General features: G+C 72.4%; 26 protein-coding genes. 11 read left to right on the forward strand and 15 right to left on the reverse strand.

Annotated elements, in window-relative coordinates; genetic code table 11:
• Positions 1-4: 4 nt before the first annotated feature.
• The 10 genes from OG982_RS15160 to asnB all read right to left on the reverse strand — a co-directional run bounded on the left by OG982_RS15160 (position 5) and on the right by asnB (position 9696).
• On the reverse strand, positions 5-1063 hold the full coding sequence (locus OG982_RS15160; RefSeq protein WP_266948707.1) for an iron-containing redox enzyme family protein: 1059 nt from the start codon (positions 1061-1063) through the stop codon (positions 5-7).
• A gap of 21 nt (positions 1064-1084) precedes the next feature.
• On the reverse strand, positions 1085-1777 hold the full coding sequence (locus OG982_RS15165; RefSeq protein WP_266786614.1) for a 2OG-Fe dioxygenase family protein: 693 nt from the start codon (positions 1775-1777) through the stop codon (positions 1085-1087).
• Positions 1778-1855: 78 nt separating this feature from the next.
• The gene (locus OG982_RS15170; RefSeq protein WP_266786612.1) at positions 1856-2941 is read right to left on the reverse strand and encodes a diiron oxygenase; all 1086 of its coding nucleotides are present in this window, start codon (positions 2939-2941) and stop codon (positions 1856-1858) included.
• 42 nt (positions 2942-2983) lie between these two features.
• Positions 2984-3802, reverse strand: coding sequence for an ABC transporter permease (locus OG982_RS15175; protein ID WP_266786610.1), 819 nt, complete (start codon positions 3800-3802; stop codon positions 2984-2986).
• Positions 3799-4812: an ABC transporter ATP-binding protein gene (locus OG982_RS15180; RefSeq protein WP_266786608.1), complete on the reverse strand. Its 1014-nt coding sequence runs from the start codon at positions 4810-4812 to the stop codon at positions 3799-3801. Before OG982_RS15180 ends, OG982_RS15175 begins: the two co-directional genes overlap by 4 nt.
• Positions 4813-4814: 2 nt before the next feature.
• A complete protein-coding gene (locus OG982_RS15185; RefSeq protein WP_266948709.1) occupies positions 4815-5618 on the reverse strand; it encodes an ABC transporter permease in 804 nt (267 codons plus the stop codon).
• A 3-nt stretch (positions 5619-5621) separates the two neighbouring features.
• Positions 5622-5906, reverse strand: a complete 285-nt coding sequence (locus tag OG982_RS15190) for a PqqD family protein (protein ID WP_266786604.1) — start codon at positions 5904-5906, stop codon at positions 5622-5624.
• Between the two features lie 3 nt (positions 5907-5909).
• A complete protein-coding gene (locus tag OG982_RS15195) occupies positions 5910-6695 on the reverse strand; it encodes a nucleotidyltransferase domain-containing protein (protein ID WP_266786602.1) in 786 nt (261 codons plus the stop codon).
• Positions 6692-7492, reverse strand: a complete 801-nt coding sequence (locus tag OG982_RS15200; RefSeq protein ID WP_266948711.1) for a CPBP family glutamic-type intramembrane protease — start codon at positions 7490-7492, stop codon at positions 6692-6694. The genes OG982_RS15195 and OG982_RS15200 overlap by 4 nt, the downstream gene beginning before the upstream one ends.
• Positions 7492-9696 (reverse strand): asparagine synthase (glutamine-hydrolyzing), encoded by a 2205-nt coding sequence (asnB, locus tag OG982_RS15205; protein WP_266949923.1) that lies wholly within the window; start codon positions 9694-9696, stop codon positions 7492-7494. Before asnB ends, OG982_RS15200 begins: the two co-directional genes overlap by 1 nt.
• Before the next feature lie 441 nt (positions 9697-10137).
• Here asnB and OG982_RS15210 point away from each other — a divergent pair, with 441 nt between their 5' ends.
• From OG982_RS15210 to OG982_RS15250, 9 genes are all read left to right on the forward strand, one after another.
• The gene (locus OG982_RS15210) at positions 10138-11214 is read left to right on the forward strand and encodes a hypothetical protein (RefSeq protein WP_266786598.1); all 1077 of its coding nucleotides are present in this window, start codon (positions 10138-10140) and stop codon (positions 11212-11214) included.
• Positions 11215-11232: 18 nt separating this feature from the next.
• On the forward strand, positions 11233-11916 hold the full coding sequence (locus OG982_RS15215; protein WP_266786596.1) for a hypothetical protein: 684 nt from the start codon (positions 11233-11235) through the stop codon (positions 11914-11916).
• On the forward strand, positions 11916-12647 hold the full coding sequence (locus OG982_RS15220; RefSeq protein WP_266786594.1) for a hypothetical protein: 732 nt from the start codon (positions 11916-11918) through the stop codon (positions 12645-12647). The genes OG982_RS15215 and OG982_RS15220 overlap by 1 nt, the downstream gene beginning before the upstream one ends.
• Positions 12644-13390 carry an alpha/beta hydrolase gene (locus tag OG982_RS15225; protein WP_266948713.1) on the forward strand — a complete coding sequence of 249 codons (747 nt, stop codon included), beginning with the start codon at positions 12644-12646 and terminating at the stop codon, positions 13388-13390. Before OG982_RS15220 ends, OG982_RS15225 begins: the two co-directional genes overlap by 4 nt.
• Entirely contained in the window at positions 13387-14187 is an 801-nt protein-coding gene (locus OG982_RS15230; RefSeq protein WP_266948714.1) for a formyltransferase family protein, read from the forward strand. The genes OG982_RS15225 and OG982_RS15230 overlap by 4 nt, the downstream gene beginning before the upstream one ends.
• Positions 14184-15206 (forward strand): nucleoside-diphosphate kinase, encoded by a 1023-nt coding sequence (locus OG982_RS15235; RefSeq protein WP_266786588.1) that lies wholly within the window; start codon positions 14184-14186, stop codon positions 15204-15206. Before OG982_RS15230 ends, OG982_RS15235 begins: the two co-directional genes overlap by 4 nt.
• Positions 15203-15877 carry an HAD family phosphatase gene (locus OG982_RS15240; protein WP_266948715.1) on the forward strand — a complete coding sequence of 225 codons (675 nt, stop codon included), beginning with the start codon at positions 15203-15205 and terminating at the stop codon, positions 15875-15877. The genes OG982_RS15235 and OG982_RS15240 overlap by 4 nt, the downstream gene beginning before the upstream one ends.
• Entirely contained in the window at positions 15864-16064 is a 201-nt protein-coding gene (locus tag OG982_RS15245) for a (2Fe-2S)-binding protein (RefSeq protein ID WP_266786584.1), read from the forward strand. Before OG982_RS15240 ends, OG982_RS15245 begins: the two co-directional genes overlap by 14 nt.
• 95 nt (positions 16065-16159) lie before the next feature.
• Entirely contained in the window at positions 16160-16336 is a 177-nt protein-coding gene (locus OG982_RS15250) for a hypothetical protein (protein WP_266786582.1), read from the forward strand.
• A gap of 62 nt (positions 16337-16398) precedes the next feature.
• Here OG982_RS15250 and OG982_RS15255 read toward each other — a convergent pair whose 3' ends face one another.
• The gene (locus tag OG982_RS15255) at positions 16399-17409 is read right to left on the reverse strand and encodes a LuxR C-terminal-related transcriptional regulator (RefSeq protein ID WP_266786580.1); all 1011 of its coding nucleotides are present in this window, start codon (positions 17407-17409) and stop codon (positions 16399-16401) included.
• Positions 17410-17579: 170 nt separating this feature from the next.
• Between OG982_RS15255 and OG982_RS15260 the strand changes: the two genes are divergently transcribed.
• Together OG982_RS15260 and OG982_RS15265 are read left to right on the forward strand one after the other, a co-directional pair.
• Complete coding sequence (locus tag OG982_RS15260; protein ID WP_266948716.1) at positions 17580-18959, forward strand: aminotransferase class III-fold pyridoxal phosphate-dependent enzyme; 1380 nt, start codon at positions 17580-17582, stop codon at positions 18957-18959.
• Positions 18960-19104: 145 nt separating this feature from the next.
• A complete protein-coding gene (locus tag OG982_RS15265) occupies positions 19105-20154 on the forward strand; it encodes a serine hydrolase (RefSeq protein WP_266786576.1) in 1050 nt (349 codons plus the stop codon).
• A gap of 122 nt (positions 20155-20276) precedes the next feature.
• Here OG982_RS15265 and OG982_RS15270 read toward each other — a convergent pair whose 3' ends face one another.
• The 4 genes from OG982_RS15270 to OG982_RS15285 form a co-directional block, all read right to left on the reverse strand.
• Positions 20277-20516, reverse strand: coding sequence for a hypothetical protein (locus tag OG982_RS15270; RefSeq protein WP_266786574.1), 240 nt, complete (start codon positions 20514-20516; stop codon positions 20277-20279).
• An 11-nt stretch (positions 20517-20527) separates the two neighbouring features.
• On the reverse strand, positions 20528-21895 hold the full coding sequence (locus OG982_RS15275) for a WhiB family transcriptional regulator (RefSeq protein ID WP_266786572.1): 1368 nt from the start codon (positions 21893-21895) through the stop codon (positions 20528-20530).
• 130 nt (positions 21896-22025) lie between these two features.
• Positions 22026-22643, reverse strand: coding sequence for a hypothetical protein (locus OG982_RS15280; protein WP_266786570.1), 618 nt, complete (start codon positions 22641-22643; stop codon positions 22026-22028).
• Positions 22640-23662, reverse strand: a complete 1023-nt coding sequence (locus tag OG982_RS15285) for a hypothetical protein (RefSeq protein ID WP_266786568.1) — start codon at positions 23660-23662, stop codon at positions 22640-22642. The genes OG982_RS15280 and OG982_RS15285 overlap by 4 nt, the downstream gene beginning before the upstream one ends.
• Position 23663: the final 1 nt, after the last annotated feature.

Raw genomic sequence — 23663 nt, forward strand, 5'->3', positions numbered from 1 at the left:
GCCCTCAGACCGCGGCGGGGGTCGCGGCGGACATCCGCCCCAGGAGGGCGTCGAGGTAGTCCGCCGAGGTGTTGAGGCGGATCATCGCGCCCAGGGCGATCTCGCGGCCGGCGCGCGGGTCGGCCCGCAGCAGCGGGTGCACCACGTTCTTGAACCAGCCCGCCGCGTGCTGCGCGTCCACCCCGATGTGCAGGTCGTGGTAGACGATGCCGACCTCGTCCAGGCCGTGGCGCCGCCAGGCGTCCACCACGCACCGGAACCGGCGCGGCGCGAGGTACTCGGTGACGCCGAAGTAGCCGACGGCCTTGTGGTAGTGCCGCCGGGACAGGGCCAGGCAGGCCGATACGTTCCCGGAGATCCCGGCCTCCAGCAGGAAGGAGTCCCGGATGTACGAGGGGTCGGCGCCGACCGCGTCGAGGGCCTGCCCGAACAGCGCGGAGTGCACGCGGGCCGGGTCGCCGTTGCCCATCTCGTCCCAGTAGTTCGCGGCGATCTCCAGCTTCTCCGCGCCCTGCCGGCCGATCTGCATGAAGGCGAGGATGTCGTCGAAGCGCGGGTCGAGGCTGGTCTCCTGCGCGAGCAGCAGCCGCAGGTCCTCGCGGGAGCCGGACTCGGCCAGGTGCCGGTGGTAGAGGGGATGCCAGCCCGCGGGGTGCTCGCTGACCACCGTCTTGAGCCAGCGGACGTACTCGGGGCCGGTGGTGGGGTGGCCGGTGACGCTGTCCTCGGATATCCGGGACAGTTCGTGACCGAGCACGGCCCGCTCCAGCCGGGCGCCGACGTCGCGCAGGATCGTCTGCCGTTCGTGGTCGACCTCGTCGAGGGTGGGGGCGCGGAACTCCCCGTCGTGGATCAGGGCGAGCGCCGCGTGCACCTCTTCCAGCGCGGCGCGGTCGCCGTGGCCGTAGGCGCGCTCGGTCGACGCGTCGCACAGGGCGGCGAGTTCACCGCGGAACGCGTAGTCGTCGCACAGGAGGGTCAGCTCGTCGGCGCGGAGGCCGGCCAGTGAGTGCAGCGCGGCGAGCAGGCCGTCGTCCAGGGAGGGTTTGGGGTTCGTACACATGCGCAGGGGTACCTGTTCCCGTCAGTTGTCGTCCTGGGCGAGCGCGGCCGCGTCGTGCGCGTCGCCGTACCACTTCTCGCTCCAGCGGGAGAACGCCACGATGAAGATGTCGCGGTGGCCCGGCCCGTCGGCGGCGCTGACGACGTCGGTGACGTCGTGCGCGAGGGCCCGGTCGTCGAGCAGCACGGCCTGGCCGGGTTGCAGCGTCCCGGTCCACAGGGGCCGGTCGGCGCCCGGCTTCCACAGCCGGGTCTCGCCGCCGCCCACGCGTTCGCGGCGCAGTACGCCGATCATCACGAACTCGTGCCCGTCGTGGTGGATGCCCTCGGGGGTGAGGGGGCCCGGGCGGCCGGGTTCGGCGCGGGTGCGGTTCTGGTGCAGGTTGAGCTGCCAGTGCTCGCCCGGGTCGAGGTCCAGGGTGTCGAGGCCGGCGGCGATCAGGGGGGTGAAGTCGACCGCGACCGGTTCGTACGCGCGGCGCATGCCGCCGCCGACGGCGTTGAACTTCTTGAACGCGGTGTAGTCCCGGTGCGGGAGCAGCTCGAAGGTCCAGCCGGTCCCGGGGGTGTGCGAGAGGCGGTACTGGGAGAACCGCTTGGACCGGGTCCCGTTGCCCATGTGGGCGTCGACGGGCAGGTCGTCGTAGCTCGCCGCCACGTCGGACGGGGCCTCGGGAAGGCCGATGACGGAGAATCCCTCGGGGCCGAGCGCCATGGGGATGTCCTTTCGCTTCGTCGTGGGTCGGGCGTGGGTCTCGGGTGGGGGGGAGGCGGTGTGAGGGCCGTCAGGCGGTCAGAGCAGGCCGTACGTACGGAACTCCTGCTCCACCCGCGGGTCGTCGAGGACGTCCAGCGAGGTGAAGTAGTGCAGGGTCCGCTTCGAGGTCATCCGGGTGTGCGCGGCGACGGTGCACTCGTCGTAGACCTCCGCCAGGACCTGCTCGGCCGAGTCCCGGGACAGCCCGTACCCCAGCAGCTCCTCGCGGATGGCGTCGGTGTCCGGCCGCAGGAAGGCGTCGATCAGGCGGGGCGCGAGCAGCGCGGCCTGTCTGCGCTCGGCCCGGCCCAGCCCGGCCCACAGGTAGCGCAGGAACGTGGCGAAGTAGGCGTGGTGGCGGCCCTCGTCCATGGCGTGGTCGCGGATCGTGTCGCGGACGGCGGGCATCACGTCGTCGTCCGCGGGGATCTCGGCGAGGCTGGCCGAGATCAGGGTCTCCGAGACCGTGACGAAGATCAGCTCGGCGAGGGCCCGGTGTTCCGGGGCGAGCGTGCTCTGGATCTCCTCCAGCCGCCGCAGGAAGTACGGCTGCGCGGGCAGCCGGGGCGCGATCCCGGTGCGGTCCCGGACCTGGCGCATCAGGTCCACCGAGAACAGCGCGTGGTACGCCTCGTCGCAGTAGATCTTGTACGCGTCGAAGCGCATCTCCTCGGGCAGTTCGACCCCGACGGAGCCGCCCGCGATGCCGAGGACGGTGCGGTTGACCACCAGGGTCTCCAGCTTGGCCGTGAAGTCGAGGTACCGGTACAGGTGCTGGATGAGCACCTGGTCGAACACCTCCGGCCGCAGCTGCGCGATGAGCGGGTGCCGGGCGACGGGCACGAGGTCGGGGGAGAAGTAGCGGACGGCCTCCGAGGAGGGCTCGTCGAGCGTCCGGCGTGGTGCCTGGCGCACGGAGGAGCGGTCCCACCAGCGCGCGAAGGGGCTGGTGTACGACTCGTCGCCGGACGGGTCCGGGGCGGCCGGGCCGATGCCGTCCGCCTCGGCCGTCCCCTCCGTCCCACCTGCCCCGGCCGTGGGGGCGCCGGGGCCGGAGAGTGCCTTGCGGGGGCAGTAGGCGAGGGCGGAGCATCCAACGAAGAGCCCAACTATCCCGCACATCGCGTGGTTCCCAATCGTGTCGTGATGGTGTCGGATCGCGGCTCAGAAGAGCCGGAGCTGGCCCGTCCGCTGGGCGCGGCGCTCGCCGAGGCGGAGCATCAGCGAGGCGAGGAGCAGCAGCGCGACGGTGACGGCGGCGAGGCTCGCGAGCGTCCCGGCGAGGTCGCCGACGTCCTTGCCCTCCAGCAGCGCCCCGCGGACGACCCGCAGGCTCCCGGTCAGCGGCAGTACGGTCCCGATCGCGGCGATCCCGCCGGGCAGGGCCGTGACGGGGATCCGCGCCCCGGACGCGAACGCCATGGGGTCGTCGAAGATCGTGAAGAGGAAGGCCGAGTCCCGCGAGAAGATCAGCAGGCTGTTGAGGAACGCGCCCCAGGCCACGGCCGGCAGCAGCAGCGCCAGGAACGCCACCAGGAACATCGCCGGATGGGCCGGCCTGACCACGTCGGTCACCAGGAACAGCGTCAGGCTGAAGCAGAGGAACAGCCAGGCGTTCTGCAGCAGGGCCCCGAAGCCGTTGGCGACGACCATGACCAGGCGGGGCACCGGCGACAGGAAGAGGAGTTCCAGGGTTCCGGTCTGCCGCTCGAAGGAGAAGTGCCAGGCGGACTGGACGAGCGCGAAGAAGAACGAGAAGCCGAGCGCGCCCGTCGCCAGGAACGCGAGCAGCTGCTGGGGGTCGGCGGCGGCCGACCAGTTCGAGCCCGCCGCGCCGCCCACGACCGGCCGCACCGTGTAGTACGTGGTGAGCAGCTGGAGCAGGGGCCACAGCAGCATCGAGAAGAACACCAGGTTGCTGCCGCTCATCCTGCGGTGCTGCTTGAGGATCTCGGCGGCGCCGATGCGTGCCATCGCCCTCATGCCGGCACTCCCTGGGCGGCGGCCGCCGGGGCCGCGGTGGAGTCCCCGAGGGCGAGGATGGCGTCCTCGAGCGAGGGAGTGCCCACGGACAGGGAAGCGACCGCTCCGCCCGCCGCCACGATCTCGGTGACCAGCGGGCCCGCGATGTCGTCGGGGTGGCTGAGGGTCACGCTGAGCGCGCCGTCCTCCATCGACCGGCCGGAGACCCGGGCGTCCACCCGGGTGGCGAAGTCGGCGATGGCGGTGTTGACGGCGGCCGAGGGGCTCGGCACGGTCACGGTCACCGTGCCGTGGCAGCCGGTGGCGGCGGTGATCGTGGCGGGGCTGCCCTCGGCGAGCATCCGGCCCTTGGAGACGACGTGGACGTGCTCGCACAGCTCCTCCACCTCGGCGAGGTAGTGGGAGGTGAGCAGGACCCCCTTGCCGTCGGCGGCCAGCCGGGCGACGACCTTGCGCAGGTCGCGGGCGATGGGCGCGTCGAGGCCGAGGGTGGGCTCGTCCAGCAGCAGGTAGTCGGGGTCGTTGATCAGGCCGCGGGCGATCGCCAGGCGCTGGGTCATGCCCCGCGAGTAGCGCTCGACGACGGTGTCGGCGGCCTCCGTCAGGCCGACGAGGTCCAGTAGCTCCCCGGCACGCTCGCGCAGCACCTGCTCGGGGACCCCGTACAGGATGCCGAAGTAGCGCAGGTTCTCGCGGCCGGTCATGCGCGCGTAGACCATGCGCTCGCCGCCCGCGATCAGGTTGATGCTGCGGCGCACGGCGCGGGCGTCGGCCACCGTCGAGAGCCCGTCCACGGTGACCGAGCCCGAGGTGGGCCGCAGCAGCGTGGACAGCATCTTGATGGTGGTGGTCTTGCCTGCGCCGTTCAGGCCGAGGAGCCCGGTGACCCGGCCGCGCGGCACGGTGAACGAGAGGCCGTCCACGGCCGTCTTCACCGTGCGGGGGCCGAACATGCGCTCGCGGACGGCGAACGTCTTGCGCAGGTCGCGGACGACGATTCCTTGGGTCACGGTCAGAAGGTCCTTTCGAGAGCACGCTGCTCCGCACGGGGGAGCAGCCACCGGCCCAGGGCGAGGTAGCAGGCGCTGACCACCGCGGCGACGCCCAGCCGGGGCATCGCCGTCGCGTAGTCGAAGTCGCCGGAGAGCGCCGCGCGCAGGCCGTCGAGCGCGGCGGTGACCGGGAGGAACTCGGCGAGCCACTGCGCGGCTTCGGGCAGGTACTCGCGCGGGAAGGTGAATCCGCACAGCAGCCCCATGCCGAGGAACAGGGTGTTCTGCGAGATGTGCGCCTCGCCCGCGAAGAGCATCACGGACGACAGGACGAGGGACATGGCGAACAGCGCGAGCGTGAACACCGCGAGGGAGAGCACCAGTCCGGCCGCGTGCGGCACGGGCAGCGTCACGTTCAGGAAGCCCGCGACGACGGCCAGCGCCCCCGTCTCCGCGAGGGTGCTGAGCACCGCGAACGCGCCGAAGCCCAGCAGGTACGGCATCCGGCCCGCCGGCGCGACGACGAGCGCCGCGATGGTGCCCTCCCGCTCCTCGGTGATCAGGGCCTTGGCGGTCCACAGCAGCATGCGCACGGCGAACGTGTAGGTGATGGCGCCGACGGCGACGTACCCCACGTAGTCGGACGAGCCGGTGGCCGAGGTGAAGGCGGAATCGACCTCGCCACCGCCGACCGCCTTGTAGGCGAGGTAGGCCAGGACGATGGTGAGCGCGCCGGTGAGCACGGTCGACGTGAAGTACGTCCAGGGGTAGGCGCGCCGGGTCAGGGCCCACATGCGCCAGAAGGTGGCGAGGACGACGGACACGGGTCAGGCACTCCCCATGTCGATGATGTCCGACTCGGCCAGTTCGGCGAGGAGTTCGAGCACGTCGGCGGTGGCCTCGTCGGCGTCGATGCCGTACTCGGCGGCCAGCAGTTCGCCGATCGCACGGGCTGAGCGGCTGCCGTCGACGTTCTGGAGGATGAAGGCCGCGGACTCGGAGAGCTCCAGGGCGCTCGGCCCGTTGGCCGCGAGGAGCTTGCCCCGGAACTTCCTGAACCGGGTCTCGGGCTTCGGGCGGGGTACGGCGTCCGCCGCGGGCGTGGTCGTCATCGCTCAGATCTCCACTTCCATGGAAAGGCTCTTGCACAGGGTGATTACGTCCTCGACCCACGCGCGGGGGGCCGCGGAGTCGAAGTCGCGCATGGTCTCGACGGCCCAGTACCGCTCGTACGGGAGGGCCTCGGGGCGGGCCGCGGCCATCCGCCGGGCGCGCCACTTGACGAGGCGCCCGCACTCCCCGTGGGAGGCGAGCAGGGCGTCCACGGCGTGCCCGAAGGCCTGCCGGACCGAGAGGACGGCGCTGTCCAGGTCGTCCACGGCCAGCTGGCCGAGCGCGTCCTCGACGAAGTCGTCGGCGTTGGTCAGGCAGTACGAGACGACGACCGCGCGGAACGCCGACTGCTCGATCTCCCGCTGCCGTTCGCGCACCCAGTCCTCGCCGGACAGCGGGCGGCAGGCGAGCAGCCGCTCCAAGAGCTGTTCCTCGTCGCGGGTGACCATCTGGCCGATGGAACGCCCGGCGTCGAACTCGGCCCAGGAGACCTTGGCGAGGACTTCCCCGATCTGGCCGTCGGTCCAGTACTTCAGCTCCCGGCGCCGGCCGTCCCCGGCCCCGGGGAAGTGCGCGGTGGGCACGTCGGGGCGGGTGAGCGGGACCCGGATGGATCCGGAGGCGGCCCCGGTCCACGGCTCGTCGGTGACGACGTAGATGTCGACGTCGCTGGAGGGGTTCGCCCAGCCGCGGGCGAGCGAGCCGACGACGAAGGCGGCGCGGTGGTCCGCGGGCAGCAGACCGCGGCCCGACACCTCGTCGAGGCAGCGGGTGAAGTCGAACGTCATGGGGTTGGCCTTCCGGAGCGAGCGCACTGGAACTGGAGCACCGCGGGCGGGATGTTGTTGAGGAGGTGGGCCAGCAGCGCGGGGTAGAGCGAGTGCGAGGCCGCGGTGAGGGCGAGCAGCGCCACCGCCGAGCCGATCTCCACGCCCATGGCGCGGGCCGAGTCGCGGCCGTTGGCGCCGGGCGGGATGTGGTGGCGGGCCACGAACGCGGCCGCCGCGAGCAGGCCGAGGGGGGCGGCCGGGCCGGCGGCGGCGCTCAGCACGACGCCGCGGAACAGGGCCTCCTCGCCGGCGGGGCCGACGAGGGTCGCGGTGGCCCGGGCGTACCCGTGGCCGGGGCGCGTCGGCCCGGCGAGGAACGCCAGCTCACCGGTGACCAGGGCGCGCGGGTTCATCCCGCTGGCCAGGATCAGGCAGCCGCCGAGCGCGGCGCCCGCCGCGAACCACCACCAGTCGGCCCCCCGGCCCAGCCAGGAGGCGCCGCTCCACGCGGCGACGGCGATGGCCCCGAGCGGTGCGATGAGCCCGCAGAGCGTCTCCGTCCAGAACCCGGCGACGGAGCGGGTGGTGCGGGGCAGCCGCCAGGGCAGGCACAGCAGCAGCGTCTCCGCCACGAGCAGCGCCGCCACGGCCCGCGCGGAGCCGCCCGTGCTCCACAGGGCGGCCGCGAAGGCGAGGACGCAGGCGGCGGCCGCCAGCCGCCCCCGGGACAGCGGCCACCGTGCCCAGTCGTAGACGCGGGGGAACGGCAGGGCGGTGTCCCGGGAACGGTCGGCGGCCGGGGCGGCGGACGTCATCAGGCCCGCGCCGCCGGCTCGGCCAGGGTGATGACACCGAGCTCGGCCGACTCGAACAGGGGCTCCTCGACCTCGGAGAGCGGGCAGCCGACGGCCGCGAGCAGCTCGTCGATGCCGCGCTCGCCGTCGATGGCGTCCAGCATCCGCAGCCACGCGGGTGTCTCGGAGCCGTCCACGACGTACTGGATCTCCCCGTTGACCAGGACGTAGCGCACGTCCGGCTCACCGGGCTCGGCCAGCAGCAGCACCGAGTCGTGCAGCGTGGGAACCAGGGCGCCGTGCCGCTCGGCCCGGTTCAGCACGTGTGCCTCGATGGCGCGGCGCTCGGCGTCCCAGTCGGTCACGGCCAGCGCGGTGGGAACGGCGGCGGGCCGGGCGTCCACGGGGGCGGCGGGCGGCTGCTGCGCCATCTGGTCCAGCAGGCCGAGGTTGACGACGCGCAGCAGGAACTCGACGTGCCCGGAGGTCGGGTCGTCCTGGAGGGCGCGGAGCGTGGCGCGGGCGTTGTCCGCGTCGATGTACTCCTTGGCGCGGGCGCCCGACAGGGCCTCCTCCAGCAGCGCGTCCCCGTTCGCGGCGAGCATGGCGGCGAAGGCGCGGTAGGTGTGGTGGACGCCGTCGCCGTAGAAGAACGGCACCTTGGGGCGGTCGGCGTACTCGCGCGGCAGGACGTCGGCCAGTCCGTCGCGCAGGATCCGCTTGTCCCAGATCAGGCGCGGGCGCAGCTCGGGCGGGACGGAGGCGGCCAGTTCCACCAGCCGGTGGTCGAGGAACGGGACGCGGGCCTCGATTCCGCTGCCGGCGGCGGTGCGGTCCTCGTGCCAGCAGTTGTACTGCTGGATGTCGCGGTACTTCCAGCGCCAGAAGCGCTGGTACGAGTCGTCGGCGCGGGCGCCGTCGCGCAGCACGTCCGCCCGTACGAGGGGGTGCGCGGCGGACTGCTCCCACCACGCGGCGGTGCCGCGCATCCGGTGGCGGTGGTCGCGCAGCGCCATCTCGTCGAGGTTGGACAGGAACCCGCCCCAGTCGCCGCCCTCGGCGGCGGTCACGGAGTAGCCGCCGTTGAACTCGTCGCTGCCGCCGCCCAGGAGCATGCCCTTGATCTCGGGGAACTCGCTCTTGACGTAGCGGTAGAGCTCGCGCTTGTAGAACACCTCGGGGCTGCACTGCGGGCTCTCCAGCAGCCACAGCAGGTCCTTCCACTCCTCGGCGGAGGGAACCCGCCGGGTGTCGAAGACGACCTGGTGGTTGTCGAGCCCGAGGAGCAGCGCGGCCCGGTGCCCGTGCTCGGAGTCGCCGTTGACGAGCGTGCTGCCGTTGAGCGCGGTGAAGGTCCGGGGGCGGATGGTGCTGAGCGCGGCGACGGCGGCCGAGTCGACGCCGCCGGAGAGGAACAGGCCCAGCTCCACGTCCGAGGTCTCGCATTCGCGGACCGATTCGGAGAGGAGTTCCCGGTACCGTCCGATGAATTCATCGGCGGACAGGTCGTCGCGGAATGCGCCGATATCCGGGAAGGACCAGTAACGGTGCGATGCGGAACTACCGTCGGCCAGGTCGAAGCTGAGAATGGTCCCGGCCGGTACGAGTTCGATTCCGCGGAACCAGGTGTTGGGCGGGCCGTCGACGAGATCGGGGGCGCCGCCCAGTGCCTGGTCCGCCAGTGCCCCGCTCCAGTCCACTTCCCGCGGGCAGGCGGGATCCTGGAAGAGCGCCTTCATTTCGGAACCGAATACGAGGCGTTCCCGGTTCTGGTGGTAGAAGAGCGGCTTCACGCCGAAGCGGTCGCGCGCGAAGAGGATCCTGTTGCGGGCCTTGTCCCAGAGGACGACGGCGAACATGCCGCGCACGTCGTCGAGGAAGCGCAGGCCCTTCTGCTGGTACAGGTGGACCAGGACCTCGCAGTCCGACCCGGTGCGCATGCGTACACCGGACGGGAGCCCCGCGGCGAGTTCGCGGTGGTTGTACACCTCGCCGTTGGCGATGAGCACCACATTGCCGTCGGGGCTGTGCAGCGGCTGGCCGCCGGCGGCCGGGTCAACCAGCGAGAGGCGCGTGAAGGCCAGCCCCACCGGGCCGGAGTTCAGCGTTTCCTGCTCGTCGGGACCGCGATGGGCCACGGCGTGGGCCATGCGACGCAGCAGGTCGTCCGTGTCCGCGGGAAGCATCCGCCCGTCGGTACGGGCCAGTCCGGCCAGGCCGCACATATCCACCTCACCAAAGTCTCGAATTTTCGTTCCGGGAAAAGGAAGGGCCGGGCCGCCCGCTCCCGAAAGAGCGGGCGTCCCGGCACTAGCGTCACGGAGAGACGCTCAGGACGGTACCGAAACCGACCTTCTTGGTGGAGGGCTTGATGTACTTCTTCATGGGGAATCACCTCCTTTCCCTTGGGGATTGCGGGCTTTGGGTGCCCCGTGACCGGGGCCCCGTCGGCCTGCTGAGACGACATTAGGCGGAAGATTCCCGGATGCGCTCCTTCATCAAGCTGCAATGCAGGTTGATGGCCTACGCACTGGGTGGTCGGCACAAGGGACGGCACCCACAATCGGTACAGGGCCACTTATCGATTGGGAGTTGTGCTCGTGAAATCCCCTGTAGAAGGCGCACCATGGCCGCACTCGGCTGACTTTCAGGACCGGTTGCCACCGGTGGAGGTCCACTGCCACGGGTTCGGCGACGTCGATTTCTCCGACTTCACCAAGGTCGACCTGGAGCGGCTCGACGCGTGGTGTGCCCGTGAGGGAGTCCTGAGCCTGCCCACCATGTACCTCCACCGCGCGCAGCTGGGGGAGTTCGAGGCGTTCGTCCGCGACTACGACCGCATGCGGAGCGAGGGCGGTCTGCGCCACATCGCCGGCATCGCGCTCGAAGGGCCGCTGCTCGCCAGCCACGGCGGCACGCCCGCCTCCACGGTGTGGGCGCCGTCCCGCGCCGAATGGGAACGCCTCGCCGCGCTCGGCGAGTTCGGGCTGAAGTACACCGTGCTGTCGCCGGACGCGTTCTCGCCCGCCTCCGAGCTCCACGATGCCCCCGGTGCGCGCGAGACGGGCTTCGAATGGCTCGTCCCGCTGCTGATGGCCCACGGCATCCGCCCGGCGCTCGGGCACTTCACCCGCGCCGACCCCGCGCGCAGCGCCGCGCAGGTGGACGAGATCGTGGAGCTCGCCTGGCAGTCGCAGTGGGCCGGCGCGGGAGCGCGCGTGGTCACCGACCACCTGTTCAACGACATGCCGCTGACGATCCGCCACGCCTTCCGCACCACCCGGGCGCGCAAGGAGCGGGACGAGATCATCGCCTCGTACGACCTGCCGAACTGGACGCTGCGCGGCATGGCCGACATCGCCGGACCGGTGCCCGCCGCGATCATGCGGCAGGCCGCGGCCGGCCGGATCGCCGCCTGCATCAACTTCGACGGCGAGCACGTGGACCTGGCCATCGCGGCCCGCGCGGTCCAGCTGATGGGCGTCGAGAACTCGATGATGATGACCGACCGCTGTGACTCGGCGCGCCTCGGTGGCCAGGACCTGCACCAGACCTCCGACAACGGGCTCTGGTACCAGGACGCCGGCGTCGTCGCCGCGGGTTCGGTCCCGCTGGCGCGCCAGATGGCGAACGCCCGCTCGCAGGGCCTGTCCGACGAGGACGTCCACGCCCTCGTCGCCGCCACCGCCCACCGGGTGTTCGGCCTGTCCGTCGGCGCGGATCTGCGCGTCTCCGCCGCGTAACCACACAAGGAGTCACAGATGCTCGACGAACTCGACCGGCTGGTCGTGGACTGGTCGGACCTGCCCAAGGCGCGGGCCCAGACGAAGGAGATCCTCACCGCCCTCAGCGAGGACAAGGCCGCGCTCACCCAGCTGCTGGAGCGCGCCCGTGAGGAGGAGGACCTGTTCGACAAGTGCGAGCACCACCGGCTGCTCGACAAGCTGGTCGTCTACGACGCCCTCGACCGCGGTTTCCGCATCCGGGTGCACGTCTCCACCGAGGACCACCGGGACCGGCCGCACGACCACCGGTTCTCCTTCACCTCGCTGATCGTGCGCGGCCAGTACAAGCACGTCCGGCACGAGCTGACCGGCCGGCTCTCCGAGGAGGACATCCCGGCGGGCGCGCAGGACGACTTCGACGCCGTCCCCACCGACCTGAAGGTGGTGCCCCGCTTCGTCACGCACGAGCAGGCCGGCAACTGCTACACCCTGCACCACAGCGAGATCCACACCACCTACACGACGCCGGACACCGTGTCGCTGTTCCTGCGCGGTCCCGTCGAGAAGGAGCGCTCGATCATCACCGAGCGCGAGACCGGCCGTGTGTGGTGGCGGTTCGGCGAGGACAAGGAGAAGGCCTCGCGCCGCGGCAGCAAGCGGATCAGCAAGGCGTACTTCGACGACCTCACCGGCCGGCTGCGCGCCATGGAGGTGCTGTGATGGCGACCCGACCGGGCGACGACCTGCTGTACCCGGCGTACGCCGAACTCCTGGAGCCGCCCACGGCCGGCGACGTCGCGGCGGCCGAGGCCTTCATGGCGTCACTGCCCGCGGTGCGCTGGGACGATCTGGAGGCCGCCGCGGAGATCACGCAGGCCGTCGCGCGCCGGATCGGCGACGACCGCCCGCTGCTGCGCGCCCTGCTGGCCCGGGCCGTCGCGGATCCCGTGCTGCGCGAGAAGTTCGAGTGCCACGCGCTCGACGACAAGATCGTGATCTGGGACGACCAGGCCAAGGGGCTGCGCATCCGCCTGCGGCTGGCCAACACCGACCAGTACGAGCGGGTGCACAACCACCGCTACAGCTTCACCGCGTACATCCTGCACGGCGCCTACCGGCACACGCTGTACGCGACGGACCAGCCGCTGGACGAGACCGCCGACGTGAGCCGCTTCTGGGCGCACTTCGTGCGCGAGGAGCCGGCGGGGCGCTGCATCACGCTCGACCACGAGCAGCTGCACACCACCATCACGGAGCCCGAGACCATCTCGCTGATGATCCAGAGCCCCGCCCGCAAGCAGCGCGCCTTCATGATCCGCCGCGAGGACGGCCACGTCTGGTACCGGTACGGGGCCGCGGACGAGACCTCGGAGCGCCGCGCGGAAGTACGCATGTCCGACGACCGGCTGCGGCACTGGCTGTCCCGCCTCGGCGCGCACGGCGTGCTGTGAGCACCGCCTTCGGCCACCTGAGGTACGGACCCTCCGCCTGGCAGCGGATCGACCTGTACGGGCCGCTCGACGAGCCGGCCGACGCCCCGGCGCCGGTCGTGCTCGTCCACGGCGGCTACTGGCGCCACGACCGGACGGCCCAGGACTTGGAGCCGCTGGCGTGCGCGCTGGCGGCGGCCGGGCACCGGGTCGCGGTGCCGGAGTACCGGCCGGGCTGGGACGGCGGTCAGTGGCCCGGGGCGGCCGAGGACTGCACGGCCGCGCTGCGGCTCCTCGCGCAGCGGGACCCGCGCTGGCTGGGGGCCACCCTCGTCGGGCACTCGGCGGGAGCGCACCTGCTGCTCAGCGCCGTCGCGGGGACCGGGGCCGGCGCCCGCCTGGTGCTGCTCGCGCCGGTCGCGGACCTCGTGGAGGCGGCCCGCCTCGGCGTGGGCGACGGCGCGGTGGACACGTTCCTGGCGGCCCATCTGCTGGGCGGCGGGAGCCACACGGACGCGACCCCGCGGCTCGGCCCCGGCGACGCGGCGTCCGTCACGGTGGTCGTCGCCGAGGAGGACCAGGCCGTGCCCGCGGCGCTGTCCGCGCACCAGCTCGACACCTGGACCGCCCAGGGGCTCCCGGTGACGGAGGTGCGCCTCGCGGGCGCCCGCCACATGCACCTGGTCAACCCCCGGCGCCCGGCCTGGGAGACGGTGCTGCGCCTGCTCGCGGGCGCGACCGGGGCCCCGGAGGAGTCGGCATGACGGACACGGCCGGCGCGCGTCCGCTGCGGATCGGCGTCCTCGTCTCCGCGACGGGCGCCAACCTCTCCACCCTGCTCGACCTGCAGCGCCGCGAGCCGGAGCGGTTCCAGGTCGCCCTGGTCGCCTCGCACGGCGAACGGGCCGGCGCGCTGCGCGTCGCCCGGGAGGCCGGAGTCGAGACGTGGACCGGAGACTTCGACGAGGTCTGCGGCCTGGCCTCGCGGGCCGAGGGCCCCGAGGACCGGACCCGCTACCGGGCGCTCGCCCGTACCTGGCACGACGGGCTGGACGACCGCATCCGCGCCTGGGAGCGCGGCAACGGAGACCTGGACCTGATCGTGCTGGCCTACCACCGCTGGATCGAGGGGCGGCTGCTGGAGCGCTACCGCGGCCGCATGATCAACCAGCACCCCGGTGACCTCAGCGTCCTCGACGCGCAGGGCAGGCGGGTGCTCGTCGGCAAGGATCCCGTGCGGACGGCGATGCGCCTGGGCCACCGCTCCACCCGGACGTCGTGCTTCCTGGTGGACGGGACCCGCGATGGCGGGCCGGTGCTGTGCATGGGCCCCGAGGTTGCGACGGGCGGGCGGCCGGCCACCGTCGAGGCCGCCTGGCAGCAGGAACTGGAGCAGAAGGAGCGCAGCGACCGGGCCTGCCTGGAGTGGACGGTACGGGCCTTGGCCGACGGGCGCGTGACGGTGTCCGACCGGACGCACCGCGACGGGAGCCGGGTCGTGCTGGTGGACGGAAACGAGACGCCGCTGGGCGGTATGAGGATGGCGGAGGAGGGGCGATGACGAGCACTGACGTCGTGACGGCCGAGGTGGCGGGGGACGCGGCGGCCACGCCGGGGGCAGCGGCAGCCGGCCCGGGCCCGCTGCCCGGGGACGGCCGTTCCGCAGTGTCCCCCCGGGCCTTCGACGCCCTCACCGCCGACCCGGCCAAGCGGGCGGCGTACCGCCTCGACACGTACGCGCGCGAGGGACTCGACCTGTTCCGCCCGCCCGGCGACCGGGCCTGGCTGTACGCGACGACGTTCGTGGTGCTCAAGCCGGACGCCTTCGCCGGCCGCCGGTGCGGCCTGATCCTCGACATCCTGGAGGAGGAGGGCTGGCTTCCGATCGCCGCCCACCCCCTGCGCTTCGACCCGCTCCTGACCCGCGAGATCTGGCGCTACCAGTTCAACGCGGCCTCGGCGCAGCGCATCGCCGTCGTGGACCACCTCCTGGGCTCGGGGCCCTCGCTGCTGGTGCTGCTGCGCGACACGCGCCGCGCGCCGGGGCTGCCCGCGAGCGTCCGGCTCACCGCGGCCAAGGGCGCCGCCGACCCCGGGGCCGCCCACGGCCGGGACCTGCGGACCCGGTTCGGGCGCGTGAACGGCCTGTTCAACTTCGTCCACACGGCCGATGAACCGGCCGACCTGGTACGGGAGTTGCGGCTGTTCGGCTACCGTACCGGCGCCTCGTTCCTGCGCTCGGCGCTCGGCGCGGCTCCGGCGCAGCAGGGCGAGCCCTGCCCGGCGCGCGCCCTGCTGCCCGAGCTGGAGCGCGAGATCCCGGCGCACGACCTGGACGTGACGCGGAGCCTGGACAGGCTGGCGGCCCGCGACGACGGCTGGGGCGAGCTGGCCCGGCTGCACGCGGCGCCGGAGCGGGTGGGCCGCTGGCTGGAGGAGCTGGAGACCACCGAGCTGCCCGAGGGCGGCGCGCGCTGGGACGTACTCTCCGTACTGACCGGCTGGATCGAGTGCAACGAGCCGGGCGTGGCGCCGCTGCTCGCCACCGTCGCGGCGACCGACTGGAGGAACAACGGATGAGGCCGCTCCCCGATGACGTGCAGGCCGTGGTCTTCGACTGCGACGGGCTGCTGGTCGACACCGAGGTCTGCTGGACGCGCGCGGAGACGGCCATCTTCGCCGCACACGGCCACGGGTTCGGCCCGGAGCAGAAGGCGCTGGTGATCGGCCGCACCCTGGCCGCGGCCGGCGACGCGATGGCGGACTACTTCGGCCGCGCGGGCGCGGGCGGCGAACTCGCCGCCGAACTCCTGGACGGGGTGCGCCGGGAGCTGGCGAAGGGCGCCGACGCGCTGCCCGGCGCGGTGGAGCTGGTGAAGGCGTGTGCGGCGGCCGTCCCGGTGGCGGTGGCCAGCAACAGCCCGCGCGAACTGCTCGACACGGCGCTCGCCTCGGCCGGACTCGCCGGCTTCTTCCCGGTGTCGTTCGCCGCCGACGAGGTGGAATCGGCCAAACCCGCGCCCGACCTCTACCTCGCGGCGTGCGCCGCGCTGGGCGCGGATCCGGCCAGGTCGGTCGCCTTCGAGGACTCCGCCACCGGCATCGCCGCCGCGCGCGCGGCCGGGCTGTACGTGGTGACCGTACCGTCGTTGAGCGGCGCCGAGCTGGATCACGACCTGCTGGCCGGATCCCTCGCGGAGCCCGGTCTGGTCCGGTGGTCGCAGGGGCTCGGTGCGCGTGCCGGACGTTGACGATCCGATGGTCTGCCTGTGCATGCGGGTGTCGGAGAGCGAGCTGGTGGCCGCGGTCCGCGTCGGCAACCGGGACCTGCCGGCGATCCGGGAGGCCACCGGCGCCAACACCGGCTGCGGGGACTGCGCGCCGGACATCGAGGACCTGATCGATGCAGCTAGTTGCAGTGCACCCTCCGGAGGCTGAAAGCCCTAGGTGAATCGATCATTCATGCCTGACTGTGGGGATCCGCACGGCGAAGAGAATTCGCCAAAGATTTTTGCCAAAGTGGAGTGCCCCTCATGTTCTCGTACACTTGTCGGCTTTCCCTCGCTGTCGCCACCGCCGCACTCGCCCTGATCTGCGTCCAGGCCGGGCAGCAGGCACCTGCCCGCGTCCAGGCCGACGGCGCCGCGGTCGTCTCCGAGCCGGCCGTGGTCACGGGGTTCGCGGCGCCCGGGGACATCCGCTGGGACTGATCCCGAGCGGGGGACGCCGACGGCACCCCATGCCGTCGGCGTCCCCTTCCGCCGGCCTTTCCTCAGAGGGAGGGCTCGCCGGGCCCGGAGTCGGGGCCCGGCGACTCCAGCAGCCCGGAACGCTCGATGAGGACGCCCAGTTCGCAGCGGCTCCGCGCGCCCAGCTCCTCGTAGATCTTGGAGATGTGGGTCCGGCACGTCCGCACGCTCACCCCCATCCGGCGGGCGATGCTCTCGTCGGTCTCCCCCTCCGCGAGCAGCTTGACGATGGACAGCCGGATGTCGGACAGCATGTGCTGCACCTCCGGTGCCCGGTTCTGCGCCGAGAACGGGGCGGCGAGCATCCAGGCCCGCTCGAAGGCGCCGACCAGGAAGTCCACCACCGCGGGCTGGTACACGGCGATCGCGATCTGCCGGTCGCTGCGCGCCGGGATGAACGCCACCTTGCGGTCGAAGATGATCAGCCGCTCGAAGAACTCGTCGAGCGTGCGGACGGCGCCGCCCGCCCGGACCACCTTGTTCACGTACTTGCGGGTGGCCGGATTGAACCGGGCGGAGTGCTGGTAGACCGTCCGCATCTGGACGCCGCGCTCCAGCATGGACTGCGTGGACCCCCAGGCCGCGGCGAGGCTCTCGGCGCTGCGGCCCCCTCCCGGCTGGGCCGTGAGCACCTCCTCCTGGCACTGCCCGGCCATCGACTCCAGCTCGGCGTTGATGGCCTCGATGCCGACGAACTCGCGGAACTCCCGGCCGTAGTCCGGTCCGTACTCCGCGTCCGCGTACACCTTCTGATAGCGCGTGAACTCCGTACGGACCTCGGAGACCTCGTGCTCCAGCTGCTCGATCTGGGTGTTCAGCGGCGCCAGCAGGTGCGAGACCGCGTCCCGCGGAGTGGAGATTCCGAAGCTCCCGTCATCCCCCTGCAGCGGCACCAGCAGCCGGTACTTGCACAGCCGCTCCACGGCCGTCGCCGTCCGCTCCGCGCTCCACCCCAGCACCTCGCTCGCGATGGCCGGACGCAGTATGTTCTGACGGACCGACAGACGATAGAGCTCCTCTCCGTCGGCTTCCAAATCGTGCTCTTTTGGCTGGTCAAGGCCACTTTTGCGCATCTTTTCCTCCCCCTGTTCCCCCCCTGTACCAATGACGATCGAAATTCGCCAGAGGTTCCGGAAGTTGCATTGCAGCATCCGGGCCCCGACAGGTATAGATCACTCATCGCGGCCGGACAATGATTCGGCTGATGACCATGCCCCACATCACACAGCAGCCCCCTGTCCACGCCGCCGTCCCGGCCGCCCACGCCTCCGTCCCGGCCTTCCTGTCCGGCGGGGACTTCACCTACCGGTGGGACCCGGCACCCGTCTTCGTCCGCGCCGAGGGCATCCGGCTCCACGACGACCAAGGGCGCGTCTACCTCGACGCCGAGGCGGCGAACGGAACGGCCGGACTGGGATTCGACGCCGCCCTGGCCACCGAGGCCGCCCGCCGCGTCGCCGCCGTGCCCACCCTGCCGTCCTTCTGCGAGTCCGCTCTGCGGCTCCGGGTAAGCCGCCGCCTCGCCGACCGGTTCGAGGCCGCGACGGGCGCCGCGGGCCGCGTCGCCTTCGAGCTCGGCGGCGCCCAGGGCATGGAACTGGCCATGCGGATCGTGGCCGCCAACCGCGGCAACGGCCCCGTGGTCACCTTCCAGGGCAGCTACCACGGCCGCAGCCCCTACACCGCGCAGCTGAGCGCGGACGCCCGCTACCGGGAGCTGCTCGGCAGCGGCTCCCTCGACGTCGTCCGGCTGCCCTACCCCGACTGCCGCCGCTGCCCGCACCGCACCGCGAGCGGCTGCAACCCGGCCTGCGCCGAGTCGGCGATCCGGCCGGGACGGGAGTCGGTCACCGGGGTCCCGGCGGCCGGGTCCCCCGTGCCGCTGGCCGCGTTCATCCTCGAACCCCTTCTGAACGTCGGTGGCATGGCGCTGCCCGACAGCGACCACCTGCGCCGGCTCGTCGACCACTTCCGCTCGCTGGGCGCGCTCATCGTCGTCGACGAGATCTTCACCGGCATGTACCGCACCGGCCCCGAGTGGGGGTTCCAGCTCCACGGCATCGAGCCGGACATCATCGTGGCCAGCAAGGGGCTCACCAACGGCCTCTCCGCGTTCTCCTGCGTCTGGGCCCGCGAGCCGCTCGCCGCCCCCGACGTGTTCCCGCCCGGCACCCACTCCTCCACCTACGCCGCGAACCCGTGGTCGCTCGCCGTCGTCGACACCGTCCTCGACCGCTACGAGGCCTGGGACGACCGGGAGGGGGCGGTCCGGGCACTGTCCGCCCGCCTGACCTCCATGGCCGAGGCCCTCGCAGCCGACCACCCCGTCATCGCGGCCGTCCAGGTCGTGGGCGCGGTCGCCCGGCTGGAGCTGAGCGGACCGTACGCGCCGCAGCTGCGCGCGATCGCCACGGACCGGGCCGCGACCGGGAAGCCCGGCCTGCTCCTCGCCAGTACCGGCATGGCCAAGGACGTACTGGCCCTCCACCCGCCCCTGATCACGACCGAAGCGGAGCTCGCGCTCATCCACGAGGGCCTGGACGAGGTGCTGCGCACCTTCGCGTCCCGGACGCCGGCCGCGTAGCGCGCCGCAGAGAAAAGGACAGAGGGACATGACCGCCGCACACACCGCCGCTCCCGGCGGCGGGGTGGCGCGGTAGAGCGCGACCGTGAGGCGCCGTCCGGCGCGGCTCCGGCCGCGCGGGCGGCGGTTTGGACAGGCTAGTGCCGTGACCGGGAACACCACCGAACCGGAGGCACAGATGAGCCAGGCCGTACCGTTCACCACCGCCGAGATCCACGGGCTGCGCGACGCGCTCGGCGAGATCGTGGCCGACGGCGCCACCCCGGGAGGCGTCGTCGTCTGCGGTACGGCCGCCGGCGACCGCACCGTCCTGACGGCCGGGATCGTCTCCCCGTACACCAACCCGAAGGCTCCCGACGAGCACACGGTCTACGACATCGCGTCCCTGACGAAGGTCACGGCCACGGTTCCGCTCGTCGGCCGCGCCGTGTCCGCCGGGCTGCTCCACCTCGACGCCCCCGTAAGGGAGTTCCTGCCGCCTATGGAGGGCCGGACGCCGGGCGGGCAGGCCACCGTACGGCAGCTGCTCTCGCACACCTCGGGCCTGCGCGCGTCCACCCGCCTCGACCTCTACGACCTGACCGAGCGCCCCCTGTACGAGCTGATCTGCCACGAGCCCATGGAGACGCTCCCCGGCACCCACCGGTACGTCAACCGCGGTTTCATCCTGCTCGGCATCGCCCTCGCCCACGTCCACGGGGAGCCGCTGGACGGGCTCGCGGCCGCGCTGTGGGCCGGGCTGGGCATGGGCGGCACCGCCTACGGCCCGCTGGAGCAGTCGCCCCACGTCGCGCCGACCGAGCAGCGCGACGGCCACGACCGGGTGTGGGGGGTCGTCCACGACGAGAACGCCGCCACGATGGGCGGCGTCGCCGGGCACGCCGGGGTCTTCGCGCCGGCCGCCGACCTCGCCACGTACGCCGAGCACCTGCTCGCCGGCGACGAGTGGTTCCGTGCCGGCCTGGTCCCGCAGGCCGAGATCGAGCCGGGCCTGCACCGCGGGCTGGGCTGGATCCTGGCCGCGGACGGCGCCGTCGCCTACCACCACGGCTTCACCGGCACCAGCCTCCACCTCGCCCCGGGCACCGGCCGCTACGTGGCCGTCACCACCAACGCCGTGCACAACGCCGCTTCCCGCACCCGGATCGCCCCGCTGCGCGAGCGCGCGCTCAAGACGCTCTGTGCCACCGCCTGACCTGGGAGTTTGCGGGAGCGATCGTGGTGGCCGCGCGGCATCCCGACCGGTCAGTCCGGGATCCGGTCCGGGATCCGGTCCGGGATCCGGTCCGGGATCCGGTCCGGAGGTCCAGCCCGGCCTCAGTCCAGCGGCTCGGTCCTGCCGTCGGGGTGGATGAGCAGCCGGATCGCGCCGCCGTAGCGGTCGTCGGTGATGACCGCCGGGGTGGGCGCGCCGAGCTGCTGGGCGCGCTGCTGGAGGATGCCGATCACGACGTCCTGGATGTCGCCGAAGGGCGGGGCGGTCACGGGAACGCCGTCGATCAGGCCCGCGTGGTGGGAGAAGACGCGGACTTCGGCGGCCGGATAGGTGGGCTGCAAGGCGCGGCCTTTCAGGTGTTCGGGGCGGCTTCGCCGGCGGACGGGGGGTTCGCGGTGTACGTACCGCGCGAGACCCGCCGCAGCCGGCCTGACTTGACCATGGCGGACAGGGCGTTGCTGACCGACTTCGCCGAGTCCTGGTACGCGCCGGGCGGCAGGGCCCGCACCACGTCCTGGCCGGTGAAGTGGCCGGGGAAGGAGGCCACCGCCGTCTCCACGGCCCGGCGCAGGCTGGGGGTGGTCCAGGAGGCGAGCCCGCTCGCGCTCGCGGTGGCGCCCTGCGGGACGTCGTGGTGGCTCCCGGCGGGGTCCTGGAAGCGGGGCGCGAGGACCTCGTACTGCTCCAGCCGGGAGCCGAGCTCGCGCACCGAGGAGAGTACGGACGCCAGCTCGGGGCCGTGCGGGACGCCGCCCGGGGACGTGCTGTCGGGGGCGGTAACGAGCACCGCCGTGATGGCCTCGACGCGGCGCAGCGAGTCCGCCAGGCGGCGCAGCAGGGGTTCGAAGATGTCCTGGCGCAGTGCGGCGACGGGGTCGCTGGTCGCGAGCTCGATGCTGACGGACCCGGTCAGGCTGCTGTCCGCGGCCGCGGCCGGGTACGCGGTGTCGTCGTCGCCGGCCGCCGTGCGCCACGACTCCAGGCTCAGGCGGGTCTGTCCCACGGCGACGAGGAGTTCGGGCGTCGGCGCGGCGGACGGGGTGTGCGCGAGCATCCCCGCGAGCTGCTCGGTGACCCTGAGGATGAGCAGCGTGGCGTGCGCCAGCGGACCGAGCACGGTCTTCTGTATGGCGAGAGCCGGATCACCGAGCGAGTAGGTGATCCGTTCGCCTGCCGGGGCCGGGGCGGCCATCGTCGATACCTCGTCTGTGTTGACGCGCTGGCGGCGGTGTGCCGGGAAGCGCTGTGCCGGGTCCTGCCGCGCCGCCACCAGCGATCCCCTGGCCGGATGGGACGGCCGGCGCGTCCGGTGCTCCTGGAGGGCGCTGAAGGCGTCCAGTACGGCGTTGGCCTCGATCATGTCACCTGCCGCGACGGCGGCGACGACCGCGGATGTCAGACGTCCCTGGCTGTCGCCGATGCCCAGTCGCCTGCGGATCCAGCGCCGCTCCTGCTCGGTGGTGGCGGCGGCGTAGCCACCCGGATCGGACCGGACGACGAAGGTCTGCAGGCACTCCGCCCACAGCGGGCAGGAGGAGCAGAGCTGCCGGGCGGCGTGGGCGAGCGCCTGGCTCCGGCGGGTCTGGAAAGGGAGTTCGGGAGTCCCCGCGGGCGGGTTCTCCAGGAGGGGCTGTCCGAATATGTCCGGTCGCCGTTGGCAGGGCAGGGCTGTGGTGGTGGCCGGTTGTATGGATCCCGGCAGGGTTCTGTGTGCTGTCATCGCCATGGAAGAAGTCCCCCGATGTGATCTGTAACCACCGGGGACTCTAGAACAAGCGAATTGGCAACGGCAAAGCCGTCCCAAGTGAAGGGACTCTCGCGCATCGGACGGAAACTGACCGGCCATTACCTCACCGTGCGTCCGAATCGGCGGCCGACGCGGCCCGACGGGCCCTCAGGCCCTTCACCTGCCCCACCCGCCGGCGCACCACGGCGAGCCCGCCCCCGCGCGCCGCCAACAACCCGACGGTGCACAGGAACCCGAGCGGAACGGCGGCGGGCGGCAGGAGCATCCCCACCCCGGAGACGACGACCAGCAGCATGTCGCCCATCACCACGGTGACGCCCCGCCGCCCGGGGTGCTCCTTGACCATCCAGGCGCCCAGCAGCACCATCCCGGCGAGCGCCCAGTAGCCGAACACGGCCTGACCGCTGAACATCCCACTGGCCGACCCGCGCGCCATGTCCCCGGCGGCCGCCAGGTACCCGGTCATCGCGACGGTGACGACCGTCGAGGCGAGCGCGAGCAGCAACTGCCCGCGCCGACGCAGCAGCCAGAGCATCGCGGAGAGGACCAGCAGCCCGGAGACGGTGACGAACGAGGCCATGCTGGACGAGGCGAGCATGAACAGCGTGTACGCGCCGGCCAGCCCGAAGACGATCCGGCGGAGCAGCTTTACGGCCCACGCGTCGTCGCGCTCCTGGCGCAGGAACCGACGTACGGAGTCGAGGGAGGGGCGAGGGATCATGCCGGACCGTCCATACCTGTGGCGGGTCGCGGTGCGTGGACCGGCGCGGCCGCGTGCCCGGCACCGGCGGCCGGTCCGGCGGGTGCGGCGGGTGCGGGCCGGGTGGTCGTGCGCGGCGGCTTGAAGCCCACCTGCCAGAGCGGGGTCCGCACGCTCTTCGGCGGGGCCTGCAGCTCGGGTGCCTTGACGGCCTCGGCCGCCGCCTGCGCCGGTGCGACGCTCTCCATGATCTTGTCGATCTGAGCCTTGCGGGCCTCGGGGGCGGCGGTCGCGAAGCCCTGCGGGTCGATGTAGCGAGGCAGGGTCGGATCGTTGAACTGCGCGACGGCGCGCACGGCGTCGGTACCGGCCTCGGCCCGGGTCACTTCCGGCCACTTCTGATCCGGCTCGTAGGCGAAGTGGATGTTGCGCAGGCCGACGTTGGGGTTGTCGCAGAGGGAGCCCAGTTCTTGCTGGTGGAGGATCGACCGGGTGTCGGCGCTCTGCCCGAAGACGACCACCCGGCCTTCGGCCAGCTCGGCGTACGTCCCGGAGATCTGCTTCCAGGTGGCCTTGGCGTAGCCGGCCTCGAAGCCAGCCTTCTCGCCACCGAGGGCTTCGAGGACTCCGTCTTCCCAGAGGAACATGTCGTCGAGTTCACGACCGGCCTGGGTGGTCTCCAGCGTCTGTGCGGCGCCGGGAGTGGTCTTGTTCCGCTGCTCCGCCCACTCCTCCGCGATGAAGCGCTGGGACAGGAACGGCTGCTTCCAGTCGTTCAGCGGCGCGTCCGGGTGCTCGACGCCGAACGACCAGAAGGCACTGATCGGCTTCGTCCCGTCGGGCGGAGTGAGCTTCCCCTTGTCTGTGGCCAATCCGTCGATGTAGGCCTTCGGCGTCATTCCCGCAGCCTTGGCGACGGCCTTGATGCGCCGCGCCACGCTCTTCGGGTCGCGCCTGGCCTCAACGGCCGCCTCTTCCCGGGCGTTCGCCCGTCGGAGGGCCCCCTGCTCGATGTACTTCGGTATCGGTTCCGGGCTCACC

The sequence above is a fragment of the Streptomyces sp. NBC_01551 genome (genome assembly GCF_026339935.1).
In the GTDB taxonomy this organism is placed as follows: domain Bacteria; phylum Actinomycetota; class Actinomycetes; order Streptomycetales; family Streptomycetaceae; genus Streptomyces.